This window comes from Anaerotignum sp. (assembly GCF_040307045.1).
Classification (GTDB): domain Bacteria; phylum Bacillota; class Clostridia; order Lachnospirales; family Anaerotignaceae; genus Chakrabartyella.
In genome coordinates this window covers 216,800-229,331 of record NZ_JAWRKF010000005.1, presented here as the reverse complement: position 1 = coordinate 229,331, position 12,532 = coordinate 216,800, and the positions used below count along the sequence as shown (strand labels likewise).

The window sequence follows — 12,532 nt, the reverse complement described above, 5'->3', positions numbered from 1 at the left end:
CAGTGTTGACCTTTTAGATTTTCTCACAGAACAACCAACAGCCATTATCTTTCAAATCTTTTTTACGAGACTCCCTTTGAAACATTAAGCAACGTCATTAGAACCATTCCTGATGATGCTTATTCCGTATTCCAGTGGGAAGAAGTGGCTCAGTACATACTTAGAGAAAAAATCTCCTTCGCCTCTGCAACACAAGGTATTCATTGCCTTGACGCCTTTGGCAGGGCAGTTGAAGAACCCCCCAATACGTTTTTGAAACATTATAAGCCTCTAGGCATTTACAATCCACCTATGCCCTAAGAAGTTCCATCATATTACTTATCACAAAAAAAGCAGGTATCAGTCAAACTGATATCTGCCTTTTCATTTCATTTTACATACTCCCAAACAACTCTAGGGAGTTTTATAGAAATCCGTGCATCTGTTTTTGTTACAACGCCCAACGCGTTACCACGTTCCATGACTCCTCTCTGGCACCCTTACAACACACAAAAGTTGACTGCTTAGTGCTGCTGCCTTCCGACCCTGACACGGTTCACAGGCTCCTGTTGCGTAAGACCCGAGCATCAACGCCACTTTCCCTGGGCAGGCCATCATGCGCCGTACCGAGAACAGACATCACCCTCACTATAGCGGATTGTGAGTACAGGGCACCGCTACCTCCCCGGCTAGCACGGAAATATTACCGTCGTTAAATACATCAGTTAAGCTTCAAAAAATAAGTCATTAAATAACTAACTTTTTAGTCTTAAATAGCTTTATCAGTATAACCTCTTTTTATTCCTCTGTCAATATTGCACCACCGTTTTTACGAAACCGCCTAAAAAATAATCTCATCAATTGGCTACACTCATCTTGTAAAACACCTTCTTCCACCATTACCTGATGGTTGAATTTTGGCTCATTTAGTATATCCAAGATAGACCCTGCACAACCTGCTTTGTTATTTCTGGTTCCAAAAACTACCTTAGGAATACGAGCCTGCACAATCGCCCCAGCACACATAGGGCAAGGCTCAACGGTCACATAAAGGGTACAATCCTCTAACCGCCAATCTCCAACCACAGCTGCCGCTTCATCAATGACATCCATTTCGGCATGGCGCAACGGATTTTTGGCCGTATTTCGCAAGTTATGTCCTCGGGCAATAACTTCCCCATTCCGCACCATTACGGCACCAATGGGCACTTCCCCTGCAGAAAAAGCCTTTCTAGCCTCAATCAAAGCCTCTTGCATATATTTTTCACAATCCAACATATCTTACCCTTTCCTAGGAGGGGTTATGATTTTGAAAGGTATAAACTACCTGTTCTACCTACCCCTTCTGTTATATTCCAATAATCATCTATACCATCGCCATTCCAATCACAGGGATAAATGGCCTGTCCATATTGAATATCTTCATTTGATGAACGAAGCCCTCGCTCCGTAAGGATATATCGAATGGTGGTTCCAGTTGCATCACAAATGTATACCTCTTTTACACCATCACCATTTAAATCTCCGCTGTACAAGGCACCATAAAGACTTTCAACCCCTAAATGAGTACTCCAAAGCTTTAAAAGCCCTGACTCTAAATGATGGTATAAATATAAATCCATCCCATCTGTAAGCAAATATTCTATTTCTCCATTGCCATCCAAATCCGCAGTATGACATTGGGTTACGCGATGGCGAAGAGACTCTTTTCTTGTTCTATGCCACCCCCCTTCACCAAAGTCATAGGTTTCCATGGCTTGGTCAATGAACAGAAACAGCTTGCCATCTTCTGAGCCTAGGGCAGTACATCCTTCCCTTTCCAATTGCACCTCACCGACAACCTGCAATGAAGAATCATATAAAATCACTTTCTCCGAACGATGAAATACGGGATCCCCTTCAGAATCCACCTCCGTCACTTCAGCCAAAAGAACCGCTAAGAGGTCTTCCTCTCCACTTTCAACATAAGCTACTGAAACGGCCTGCAAGCCTCCTCCGGGTGACAGGGTACGCATGCGACTCACTACACTACCTGAAAGATGATACAATTCCACCTTACCATTTTGTATTGACGCAACAACACCCCTTCGATCTTTCGTCAAAAACCCTTCTTCCGGTAAGCTTCCATTTAATACACGGTACTCCGTATTCATGCCTGTCCAGTTTTCATAAGCAGAGAATTTTCCGTTTGCTAAAAAAGGGTTTCGCTCCCTTAGGCTATATGCTGCATCATCAAATCCGCCCATGTAATATACCCCTGCTAACTGGTTGTTGACAAAAATGCAGTTGACCTCGCCAGCAACATCCCCATTATAATGGAGCAACTCTGCTGCTGCCATAACACATGGGGCCCCGGCAACGGGTTTTAACGAATATCCGGCATCTTGGGAGGCGCTCAACAAACGGGCGCTTTCTTGGCTTTCCTGGGGGACCTCTCCAGCACGGAAAGCCAAACTATCTTTATCGTAGCTCCAATAATACTCATCCATTATCCCATCAATCTGTTTTATATATGCTTCCTGCTCCTTGGCAGATAGGCTTAAGCTTTGATCTGTTTCATCACTGCTACAACCCGTCATGCAAAATAAACACACACCAAGCAGCAGCCACATCGCTTTTTTCATGGTCTCATTCCTCTCAAAGGGCTTATTAAGACTTCATTTATATCTAAGTATTCACATTGACTGCCGAAAAATCACTACTGCGCTTCCCTTTATTTCACAATATCCATTTTGATCGACAGCTTTATTCTATTTCTTTTCTATTATATAATAAGCCCTTCGATTTTTCAAATTCAATTTCCAAAAGCCATTTGTACCAACACAACAGCTGCTATCACCCCTACAAAGTTTGCAACCAATGCACAGGGCAGAGTATATCTAGTTTTCCTGATTCCTATGGAAAGAAAATACAAACTCATAGTGTAAAACACCGTTTCTGTACAACTCATCATGACAGACGACACCCGTCCTAAAAAAGAATCAGGACCAAAATTTTGAAAAATATCCAATAAAAGTCCTGTGGCCGCAGAGGATGAAACCAAACGTATCAAACTAAGGGGTGCCAGTTCTGCTGGAAAACCCACTTGATCCGCCAAGGGGCGTATCAAATTTGTCAAAATATCTAATAGCCCGCCGGCGCGAAAAACTTCCACAGCAACAATCAACCCAATCAAAGTGGGTAAAATATCAATTACTGTTTTTAAGCCATCCTTTGCTCCCTCTAAGAAAGTTTCGTACAATTTGACCTTTTTCATACAACCAAAACACACGATAAATAAAACCGTAACGGGGATGATGAAATCTGAAATCACTAATAATAATCGCATCATTTTATCACCCTGCCCTATCCATTATTTTGGCTGCAACGATGCCCACCAGGGTGGTTATAAATGTTGCTGCAATACCCACCCCCACAATTTCAGCGGGCGCTGCTGAGCCATATTCTGTTCGATACGCTAAAATATTAACTGTAACTAGCTGCAAGGATGACATATTAATGGTAAGAAACATACACATGGCTCCTGTAGCACATTCTTTTTCTCGGTTTAACTTTTGCAATTCCTTCATGGCCATAAGACCTGCAGGTGTGGCAGCCCATCCTAACCCTAAGAAGTTTGCAGCAAAGTTAGCTGCTATGTACTGTCTGGCCTTATGATGCCTAGGTACGGATGGAAACAAAAAATCCATGGCGGGCGTTAGTTTTTCCGATAAGAGATCAATCATCCCTCCTTTTTCTGCAATTTTCAATATACCAGACCACATTGCAACTACACCAGCCATGGTAATTGCCAGCTCAACTGCGCTTTTTCCCCCACTTAACACAGCTGCCGTAACCATATCCATGCGCCCCAACGCTGCCGCAGTTAAAATGCCACCAATTATAAAAAACCCCCATATTGCATCTAGCAAAGTTTGTCGCCTCCTTTGATTCCTATTGTTTTAGTGTATGTTTGTATGCTATCTATTCATGCTTGGAGCCTTTCTGAAAACTTTACTTTTCTGTTTCCACCACAATTACCCCGACAAAAAGCACTCTTAGTTTACAAATATTTATATTTTTTATTAAAATTAAATTTTTTTCTTATTTACTTCTAAAGAATTATAAAATCATCAATTTTTTATTACATTCTTACAGCAAAATAAGAACTTACCTATTCTTTCCAGTAATTTTTTGTTGTAATTTGCCAATATTCATGCTAAACTTTCTCTATGCTATACACTTGTCGAGGACTGAAAAGAAAATTACAATCCAGAGGTGAAACAAATGAAATCTACAGGTATCGTTCGTAAAGTGGATGAATTGGGCAGAGTAGTGTTGCCTATCGAACTACGCAGAAATATGGGAATCGAAATTAAAGATTCCTTGGAAATCTTTGTCGAGGAAGATTCCATTGTGCTCAAGAAATACGAACCCGCCGATATTTTTTCCGGTAGTATGGAAGATCTTATCGACTATAAAGGCAAAAAAATTTCTAAGGCATCTATCTTAGAAATGGCAAAGCTGGCTGGGCTTGAACTGAAGTAAACTACATAAAACCGCCGAAATACCGCTTTTCCCCGAAAGAAAAGCGGTATTTTTATTGACAAGAGCATATTGTCTCCCATAAAATAATGTTATTATAATTAAATTGTATACAAACGAAGGGTGGATAAAGCATGAATACAACTTTTCAAGGCAGCAAGGATTATGTGGCAAGTGACGAGTTAATGCGTTCCGTTAACATCGCCATAGCACTACAGAAGCCTTTGCTGATCAAGGGTGAACCTGGAACAGGAAAAACGATGTTGGCAGAAGCAATTTCCGCCGCATTAGGAAAAAAACTAATTATTTGGAATATTAAGTCAACTACAAAAGCGCAGGATGGCCTTTACGTTTATGATGTGGTGCAGCGTCTATACGACAGCCAGTTTGGCAACGAAGGCGTAGACGATATTAAAAAGTATGTAAAGTTGGGAAAATTGGGTGAAGCCTTTTCCGCCGATGAGCAGGTTATCTTGCTTATTGATGAAATTGATAAGGCTGATTTGGAATTCCCCAACGATTTACTTTGGGAATTGGATAAAATGGAATTCTATATCCCCGAAACAAAAGAAACAGTAAAAGCAAAACAGCGCCCCATTGTAATTATTACTTCAAATGCAGAAAAAGAATTGCCCGACGCATTCTTACGTCGTTGCATTTTCCACTACATCCAGTTCCCCGATGAGGAACAGATGAAAGAAATCATCAAGGTTCATTATGATAACATTGAAGATCATCTTTTGGATCAGGTTTTAGAAACCTTCTATTGGATTAGGGAATTATACAATATTCAGAAAAAACCAAGTACTTCTGAAGTAATCGACTGGATTCAAGCTTTGGTTCTAGGTGGTATTGATCCTGAAAAGATTAAGGCAAAAGTCCCCTTTGCCGGAGTATTATTAAAAAAGAACGAAGATATTGACACAATGAGAAGATTCTTAAAGTAAAAGCAGGTGAGCCTATATGTTTACTTCATTTTTTTACCTACTTCGATCCAGAGGGTTGAACGTTTCTTTAAACGAATGGATGTCTCTGATTGAAGCGTTAGATATGGGGCTTCACGGGTCCAACTTTACGGGCTTTTACTATCTTTGTCGCAGTGTTCTTGTAAAAAGCGAAACAGACTTTGATAAATTTGACGGGGCTTTTTTGGAGTTCTTTAAAGATATGGAATTTGCTACCGATGAGCTTCCCCAGGAACTTTTAGATTGGCTTGAAAACCCTAAGGATGCACCAGGAACAGAATTTGACATGGATCGGGCAATGGAAAACGATCTCCTGTCCCAATCTGAAATCCAAAAAATGTTTTTGGAGAGATTGGATGAACAAAAAGAAGAACACAATGGCGGTAGCTATTGGGTTGGTACTGGTGGTGTTTCTGTTTTCGGCAATAGCGGCTTTAGCCCAAGGGGTATCCGTGTTGGTGGAGAAGGCGGAAAGCGTCGCGCCTTTCAGGTTGCAGGAGATCGTAAATTCCGAGACTTCCGTCAAGACAACACACTGGATACTCGTCAATTTCAAATGGCTTTTCGTAAGCTTCGCCAATTTTCTTCCCGTACTGAAGAAGCAAGAACAGAATTCGATATCGATGGAACAATCCGTGAAACCTGTGACAATGCAGGCAGTTTAAAAGTTGTCTATGAAAAGCCAAGAAAAAATACAGTTAAACTTCTTCTTCTTATGGACAGTGGTGGTTCGATGGAATATTACAGCCGCCTTTGCAGTTCACTGTTTCAGGCTGTAAGCAAGTCTAGCCACTTTAAGGATTTGCAGGTATTTTATTTCCACAACTGTATTTATTCAAAGATTTATACAGAGGCGGACTTACGCCCTCGATCTGTTATCTCCACAGACTGGATTTTAAATAATATTAGTAGCGAGTATAAAGTTATCATCGTTGGAGATGCCCAGATGGAACCTTCTGAGCTGTTAGACCCAAGTTATTACTCCTATGGTGTAAGAGACCAGGTAACAGGCCTAGAATGGCTGAAACGATTTAAAGAGAAATACCCCCATATTATTTGGTTAAACCCTTCCGAACGCCCAACCTGGGGCGGATGGTGGGCAAAAACCTACGATATTATTAACAAAGACTTTCATATGTACCGCCTGTCCCTGGACGACTTGAATGCAGCACTTAAAAAATTAATGGTTTCTAGATAAGAGGCACAAAAATAAGGGCATATACCAATATGAATGGGTATATGCCCTTTATTCGCCCTGTTAAAGGCTGAACACCACAACAGCCATATCAAGTTCTTTGTGCCTAGCTTTACTTGTCCAGGCCAAAATAACTTCAAAATAGTGGAATACGCATTACACTTTATAAAAGTGAATGTCTCTCCCCTTCTTGTGCAGTCCCCTTCAAAACCTCATACTACCCCGAAATTAGAAATGTCTCTTTGCCTGTGTCTATTTTTTACAATGAAAAGTTTTTATGGCGACTTGGCTAGGAACGCTATGGCGTTGTAACCAAACTCACAATCATCGGAAAAAACAAAAATCAAAAATTTGCCTTATCCTTTGGCTATTACAATAAGTCCATTCCAATAGATCAAACATTTGGGAGGAAATTTGGCTCTTTTGGGATGCTGCGTTTTAACTTTCCATGATTTTCAGAAATGCTCCTTTGGGGCTTATTGCTCCTTCATTTTTTACAACCCCATCAATATACTATAAAATGGATTGGGTAGAGGGAAGCACCTAGGGGGTGCAGCAATCCTTTTTATAGCTGACAGATCGTTCCATATGAAGCAGTATTACTCCCAGCAGATTACATTTCCTAGCCAAAAGACAATTTGGTAACCAAATAAGGGATATTAGATTTAAAAGCTTTTGCTTAAATAAACCGGTGGTTTATTACCATTACAATCAAAGAGAACTATATTTAGACCCACTTATCTATAAAAACTCTTATCTTATAGGAAATTACAAATTATAGCCGTCTTAGGCTTCTTCATTAATAAAGCCGATATTGGTGCGAATTACATCACAAGAATGATGGAACTGTTCCAATTCTTCTTCAGTAAGGTTTAATTCAAACACTTCTTCCACACCATTCTTACCAATTACACATGGTGTACTGATAAAGATATCATGCTGACCATACTCTCCATTCATCTGTGTGCTACAAGGCATAACAACCTTTTCATCATGGAAAACAGCATATACGAAACGGGCAAGGGTAGAAGCAATTCCAAACTCTGTACAACCCTTGCCTGCAAAGGTTACCCAACCGCCTCCAGTGGCTTCCTTTAAAACTGCTGCTTTATCTACATCGTACTTTTTATCTTTTTCTGCAAGCTCCTTGAGGGGTTTTCCATTTACTGTGACGTGGGACCAAGGTGCCATCTGAGAGTCACCGTGTTCACCTAAGGTGTAAGCAACCAGTGATTTATGGTCGATACCCATTTGTCTAGATAATACAGCTTTAAATCGAGAGCTATCCAAACCTGTACCCGTACCAAAGACACGAGATTTGTCAAAGCCAGAAAGCTTATGTACCTGTCTTGCAATGATATCGCAAGGGTTTGTAATTACAATAAAAATACCGTCAAATCCTGCATCAACCACCTGTTTTACAAAACTGTTTACCATACCAATGGATACGTTCAACTCATCCAAACGGTTTTGGCTCTTTGTAATAACTCCAACACTAACCACAACCACATCACAATCTTTTAAATCAGCGTAGCCACCTGTGCGCACCTCAACACGGTGAGGAAGATATGCCACACTATCTCTCAGATCCTGACACTCACTAATTGCCTTTTGCTCATTAATATCTACTAAAATCAATTCATCCACAATACCTTGAACCGATAAGCTATACGCACAATGCGCACCAACATGACCAACACCGATGATACCAACACTTCTTGTCTTCATTTACAGACCTCCTAATAATATGTATTTCATTAAACTTCCTCTGGGGAAATATTACAAACCAAATGTAGGGAAAATCATATGTGTATAAACCATACTTAACACCATGTAAATTGTAAGAATAACCACAAAGGCTGCCAAAGTACGTTTTAATACTTCGCCCTCTTTACCGATTACTCCCACGGTAGCGCAAGCAGCAACGACGTTATTTGGGCAAATCAAATTACCCAAGGACGCCCCTGCATTCTGCCCTGCAAAAACTGTGATAGGATTCAACCCCAACATATCTGTTGCGTTCAAATGCATAGGTGCAAACATAATATTGGAACCCAAACCTGTGCCAGTAATAAAAGAGCCCGCCGAACCAATGGCAACTGCCGCAGCTGGATAGAACTGACCAGCGGTATCCGCAATGGTAGAGGCAATGATTTGAATCATACCAGTCTGACTATTTTGCATGATGTAAGAAACCGTTAACAACGAGCCCATGGTAACCAGTACGGGAATGACGCGAATAGCGGTCTGCTTCATCGTATCAAAAAAGCCTTCTAAGCTAACGCCCAAAATTATACAACCAATGCAAGCACATAAAAACACTACAACATCCACCCAAACAATGTATCCAAACGTAGTAAGGATAGGGAATGGAACTGTGTAACGAACCACAGGCAAAGCAATCAATAATACCAAATAAGGTGATAATGCATGAAAGGAAGAATACCGTCGGGTTTCACCATCACTTGCCCCCTGGAGACTAGTATCTGCCTTATAGCGAAACTCCTCAGGCGTTTTAATTTTTACAAATCTCAAATAAAAAACAGAACAAACAATTGATAGCAAGCCAGTTCCAAGGCTAGTGATTTCTGGGCCAACAAAGTTGGACAAACCAAACATGATCAACCCTGTTGTAGTACCCGAGAAGAACAAATAAGGGAAAATCCCTTTAAATCCTTTTTTTCCAAAAGCAATCATAACAATCAAAAATGGAATAACAAAAACACCAAACATATGAATTCTACCAACCATCGCTGAGTTTAAAGCAGCGGTGCTAATACCTTGGTCAACCAGATATGCACCACCTGTAATGGTAGTAAGACCTGCACCACCCCAAGAACAGGGAGTTGCATCACCCAGAAGGGCAACCACAATTGCAACAATAGGATTAAAACCCAATCCTACCAAAAAGGGTGCCGCAATTGCCGCCGGAGAACCCGCCCCAGCTGCCCCCTCTAAGAAGATAGGAACCATCAGCCCTACAATAATCAACTGGGCTCTACGGTCATCTGTTACATCCGCCAGAGTATTTTGCACCTGCTTCATCGCCCCCGACCTTTGCATCAGGTTTAAAAGCAAAAAGGATGAAAAAACCAACATTACAATTTTTGCCCCTTCTTTAATGCCCTTCCATAACAGACCATCAACCATGGCAACGGTGTCTTTAAAGGCAACGTCAGCTGGACTAAAGTAGGTAAATGCTAAAACAATAATATAAACCAGCCCTAAAGGTGCAACCTTCATCGCGGGCATCTTTAGGACTACGATACCTACCAAAATCAATACCAACGGGCTTATCGCCATTACAAAATCCATCATTACCATCTCCTTTTTTCTTTGTTCATACAAAATCATCTTCTATTCTACGTTTTCTACTTCCTATCCATTTTTATAAAACAAAAGGACCCATGGCCATCGCCATGAATCCCTTTCCTCATTCGTATCTAAGAGCCTTTTACGCTCCTATTTCCCATATATCAGAGGTTTTTCACATGACAATCAGCACTATTCTTCTCTTTGCCCAAAATAATCACCAGGAGGACCAGAAGGATAGCGCTAATAATCTGCACAAGACCATATTGAGTTGTCTCAAATGCGTAACAATTCATTGGGAATAACCTCGCTTTATTTTCTTAAAAATGGAATGACAAAACGATACCACTTTCTTTTTCAGGTGTCAATGCAGCTATTTTCATGGTTTTTCCTTAAATTGTACACATTTTTATGCAAAACAAAATTGATACCGACAAAAATACCAAGGAATTACACTAAAATGTATTTATTCACGTACATTCATTCCAATGAAAATCTTTCATTGGGTACTTTGTATACTAAATATAAATATTTTTTTCTACGAATTTGTATTAAAAAAAATACAAAAGCACTGCAAGACAATTGTCTTGCAGTGCTCCCAACTAAATATCTATGAGGAGATGTATTGCTAACTTTTTATTCGACGATACTGTCCAGTTTCTGCTTTAAGATAGCAGGGGGTGTTACACCAACAACACCGTCAACGGCCTTACCATTTTTGAAAAATAACATATTGGGCACACTCATGATTTGGTATTTTTCTGCTAAATCCATGGATTCATCAATATCTACTTTAAATACTTTTGCTTTCCCTTCGTATTCAGCGGAAAGTTGTTCTAAAACTGGCCCCATCATTTTGCAGGGTCCACACCAAGTAGCAGAAAAATCAACTAAAACAGGAACTTTACTTTCAATTACTTCTTTTTGAAATTTATCTGATTTAATCTGTAACATATTTTCATTCCTCCTATTTCTGATTTTATCCAAAACCATTAAACTTATTCTTTTTGTGAGTATATCATACAAAGAAAAATAAATCAATATATTTTACTAAATAATAGTAATTATTATTTATATATTTTTTTGGCAAATGTATATTTATTTTCAAACGGGCAATAATGACTATCGAGGATGTTATTCTCCCCCATACAATAACATTCTTTCTACTTCTTCCCCTTAAAAAAGGACAGGAATATTTCCTGCCCTTTTTTCCTTTATTTAAGTTCCTTTAAAAGAGAGATATCTTCATGCCCCCATATTTCCTAAGGTTTTGGATAAAGTTTATAACTGTCCTTGTTAGCACCTCTCATGGGTATAAAACCATGCAAAACCTATCCATTCCCCTATGTCACAATACTCATCAAACTTCTACCACATTTTTCTTCTTAGAAATAAAAATAAGTTTTAACCTGGTTCAACATCTATTACCCATAGCAAAGTCTTTTTAGATTCTTTCACTTTGCTCCACCTTTACTGGGTATGCATTATCCCTGGTATCTCCTGGGAAAGAGCCAAAAAGTCCTGGAGCAACGTAGGATTAAAGATCCCGCACTCACCATTGGAAATCATTTTTAACGCTTGTTCATGGGAATAAGCCTTTTTATAAACTCTCTCACTGGTTAATGCATCATAAACATCGGCCAAAGCAACAATCTGTGCCCATGGTGTAATCTCCTGTCCTTTTAATCCATCAGGATATCCTTTTCCATCCCACCGTTCATGGTGATGTCTACAAATATCATATGCATAATGGTATACCCCGTTCTGATTTATCGTTGGAATTTGGTCTAAAAGCTCACACCCCCGAATCGTATGGGTTTTCATAATTTCAAATTCATCCTCAGTAAGCCTGCCAGGCTTATTTAATATTTGGTCAGGAATTGCTATTTTTCCTACATCATGCATGATTGCTGCTGTTGCAATCTTATCTAACTCTTGTTGGTGAAGATCTTCTTTTAACCTTGTATTTTCTAATAAAAAAAGTGTTAAGTCATGAATACGCTTAACATGTTCACCACTTTCACAATCTCGGAACTCAATGGCCGTGGCTAATGTCACAATTATTGCATTGTTTAAACCTTGGATTTCTTTGGTTTTTTCAACTAGCTTCATCTCTTGAATTTTTACTTGCTCATTCAGATTATTTCGCATATTACATAACTCAATAACACTCTCAATTCGCTTTTTCACAACATGAGGAACAATAGGCCTTTCAATGACGTCCATAACCCCCAATTCGTATGCCAGGAGTGTAGTTTCTTCTCTACACTCCACTGTCATCAAAAAAACGGGAACTTTTTTTATAAACCCCTGTTCATGCAGAACCTGTAAAACCCCAAAACCATCCATTTTGGGCATAGTCATATCCAGCAGTATGGCCACCAAATTATCTCCCTGTATACCAATCATACTTAGGGCGTCAACACCGTTCTCAGCCTCTAACACAATATAATCCTTTTGAAAAATTCCACGAAGAATGGCACGGTTTCCCTCAACATCATCCACTATTAGCATTGTTTTCCTTTCTTGCATAGCCATGTTTCTCCTCCTGCATTGA

General features: G+C 39.8%; 12 protein-coding genes and 1 other RNA gene. 3 read left to right on the top strand and 10 right to left on the bottom strand.

Going from position 1 to position 12,532, the window contains the following annotated elements; all coding sequences use genetic code 11:
- Positions 1 to 84: 84 nt before the first annotated feature.
- The 6 genes from ABVZ64_RS04610 to ABVZ64_RS04585 form a co-directional block, all read right to left on the bottom strand.
- Positions 85 to 261 carry a hypothetical protein gene (locus ABVZ64_RS04610; RefSeq protein ID WP_352399876.1) on the bottom strand — a complete coding sequence of 59 codons (177 nt, stop codon included), beginning with the start codon at positions 259 to 261 and terminating at the stop codon, positions 85 to 87.
- A gap of 152 nt (positions 262 to 413) precedes the next feature.
- An RNA gene (gene ffs, locus ABVZ64_RS04605) (signal recognition particle sRNA large type) lies at positions 414 to 677 on the bottom strand.
- A 100-nt stretch (positions 678 to 777) separates the two neighbouring features.
- Entirely contained in the window at positions 778 to 1,257 is a 480-nt protein-coding gene (gene tadA, locus ABVZ64_RS04600) for a tRNA adenosine(34) deaminase TadA (protein WP_352399875.1), read from the bottom strand.
- Positions 1,258 to 1,280: 23 nt separating this feature from the next.
- A complete protein-coding gene (locus tag ABVZ64_RS04595) occupies positions 1,281 to 2,603 on the bottom strand; it encodes an FG-GAP repeat domain-containing protein (RefSeq protein ID WP_352399874.1) in 1,323 nt (440 codons plus the stop codon).
- A 170-nt stretch (positions 2,604 to 2,773) separates the two neighbouring features.
- A complete protein-coding gene (locus tag ABVZ64_RS04590) occupies positions 2,774 to 3,310 on the bottom strand; it encodes a spore maturation protein (protein WP_352399873.1) in 537 nt (178 codons plus the stop codon).
- A gap of 4 nt (positions 3,311 to 3,314) precedes the next feature.
- Positions 3,315 to 3,890: a nucleoside recognition domain-containing protein gene (locus ABVZ64_RS04585; RefSeq protein WP_352399872.1), complete on the bottom strand. Its 576-nt coding sequence runs from the start codon at positions 3,888 to 3,890 to the stop codon at positions 3,315 to 3,317.
- A gap of 355 nt (positions 3,891 to 4,245) precedes the next feature.
- Here ABVZ64_RS04585 and ABVZ64_RS04580 point away from each other — a divergent pair, with 355 nt between their 5' ends.
- From ABVZ64_RS04580 to ABVZ64_RS04570, 3 genes are all read left to right on the top strand, one after another.
- Positions 4,246 to 4,506: an AbrB/MazE/SpoVT family DNA-binding domain-containing protein gene (locus ABVZ64_RS04580; protein ID WP_352399871.1), complete on the top strand. Its 261-nt coding sequence runs from the start codon at positions 4,246 to 4,248 to the stop codon at positions 4,504 to 4,506.
- Between the two features lie 131 nt (positions 4,507 to 4,637).
- Complete coding sequence (locus tag ABVZ64_RS04575) at positions 4,638 to 5,450, top strand: AAA family ATPase (protein WP_352399870.1); 813 nt, start codon at positions 4,638 to 4,640, stop codon at positions 5,448 to 5,450.
- 16 nt (positions 5,451 to 5,466) lie between these two features.
- Positions 5,467 to 6,666, top strand: coding sequence for a vWA domain-containing protein (locus ABVZ64_RS04570; protein ID WP_352399869.1), 1,200 nt, complete (start codon positions 5,467 to 5,469; stop codon positions 6,664 to 6,666).
- A 783-nt stretch (positions 6,667 to 7,449) separates the two neighbouring features.
- Here the strand turns inward: ABVZ64_RS04570 and ABVZ64_RS04565 are convergent.
- From ABVZ64_RS04565 to ABVZ64_RS04550, 4 genes are all read right to left on the bottom strand, one after another.
- Positions 7,450 to 8,391 carry an L-lactate dehydrogenase gene (locus ABVZ64_RS04565; protein WP_352399868.1) on the bottom strand — a complete coding sequence of 314 codons (942 nt, stop codon included), beginning with the start codon at positions 8,389 to 8,391 and terminating at the stop codon, positions 7,450 to 7,452.
- Positions 8,392 to 8,442: 51 nt separating this feature from the next.
- Positions 8,443 to 9,981, bottom strand: coding sequence for an L-lactate permease (locus ABVZ64_RS04560; protein ID WP_352399867.1), 1,539 nt, complete (start codon positions 9,979 to 9,981; stop codon positions 8,443 to 8,445).
- Between the two features lie 630 nt (positions 9,982 to 10,611).
- On the bottom strand, positions 10,612 to 10,929 hold the full coding sequence (gene trxA / locus ABVZ64_RS04555) for a thioredoxin (protein WP_307884623.1): 318 nt from the start codon (positions 10,927 to 10,929) through the stop codon (positions 10,612 to 10,614).
- 516 nt (positions 10,930 to 11,445) lie between these two features.
- The gene (locus tag ABVZ64_RS04550; RefSeq protein WP_352399866.1) at positions 11,446 to 12,513 is read right to left on the bottom strand and encodes an HD-GYP domain-containing protein; all 1,068 of its coding nucleotides are present in this window, start codon (positions 12,511 to 12,513) and stop codon (positions 11,446 to 11,448) included.
- Between the last annotated feature and the right edge of the window lie 19 nt (positions 12,514 to 12,532).

Excerpts from the sequence above, each read along its gene's own strand:
- trxA (WP_307884623.1), bottom strand. The coding sequence starts at position 10,929 with ATGTTACAGATTAAATCAGATAAATTTCAAAAAGAAGTAATTGAAAGT.
- ABVZ64_RS04595 (WP_352399874.1), bottom strand. The coding sequence starts at position 2,603 with ATGAAAAAAGCGATGTGGCTGCTGCTTGGTGTGTGTTTATTTTGCATG.
- tadA (WP_352399875.1), bottom strand. The coding sequence starts at position 1,257 with ATGTTGGATTGTGAAAAATATATGCAAGAGGCTTTGATTGAGGCTAGA.
- ABVZ64_RS04570 (WP_352399869.1), top strand. The coding sequence starts at position 5,467 with ATGTTTACTTCATTTTTTTACCTACTTCGATCCAGAGGGTTGAACGTT.
- ABVZ64_RS04550 (WP_352399866.1), bottom strand. The coding sequence starts at position 12,513 with ATGGCTATGCAAGAAAGGAAAACAATGCTAATAGTGGATGATGTTGAG.
- ABVZ64_RS04590 (WP_352399873.1), bottom strand. The coding sequence starts at position 3,310 with ATGATGCGATTATTATTAGTGATTTCAGATTTCATCATCCCCGTTACG.
- ABVZ64_RS04565 (WP_352399868.1), bottom strand. The coding sequence starts at position 8,391 with ATGAAGACAAGAAGTGTTGGTATCATCGGTGTTGGTCATGTTGGTGCG.
- ABVZ64_RS04575 (WP_352399870.1), top strand. The coding sequence starts at position 4,638 with ATGAATACAACTTTTCAAGGCAGCAAGGATTATGTGGCAAGTGACGAG.
- ABVZ64_RS04580 (WP_352399871.1), top strand. The coding sequence starts at position 4,246 with ATGAAATCTACAGGTATCGTTCGTAAAGTGGATGAATTGGGCAGAGTA.
- ABVZ64_RS04560 (WP_352399867.1), bottom strand. The coding sequence starts at position 9,981 with ATGATGGATTTTGTAATGGCGATAAGCCCGTTGGTATTGATTTTGGTA.
- ABVZ64_RS04610 (WP_352399876.1), bottom strand. The coding sequence starts at position 261 with ATGTTTCAAAAACGTATTGGGGGGTTCTTCAACTGCCCTGCCAAAGGC.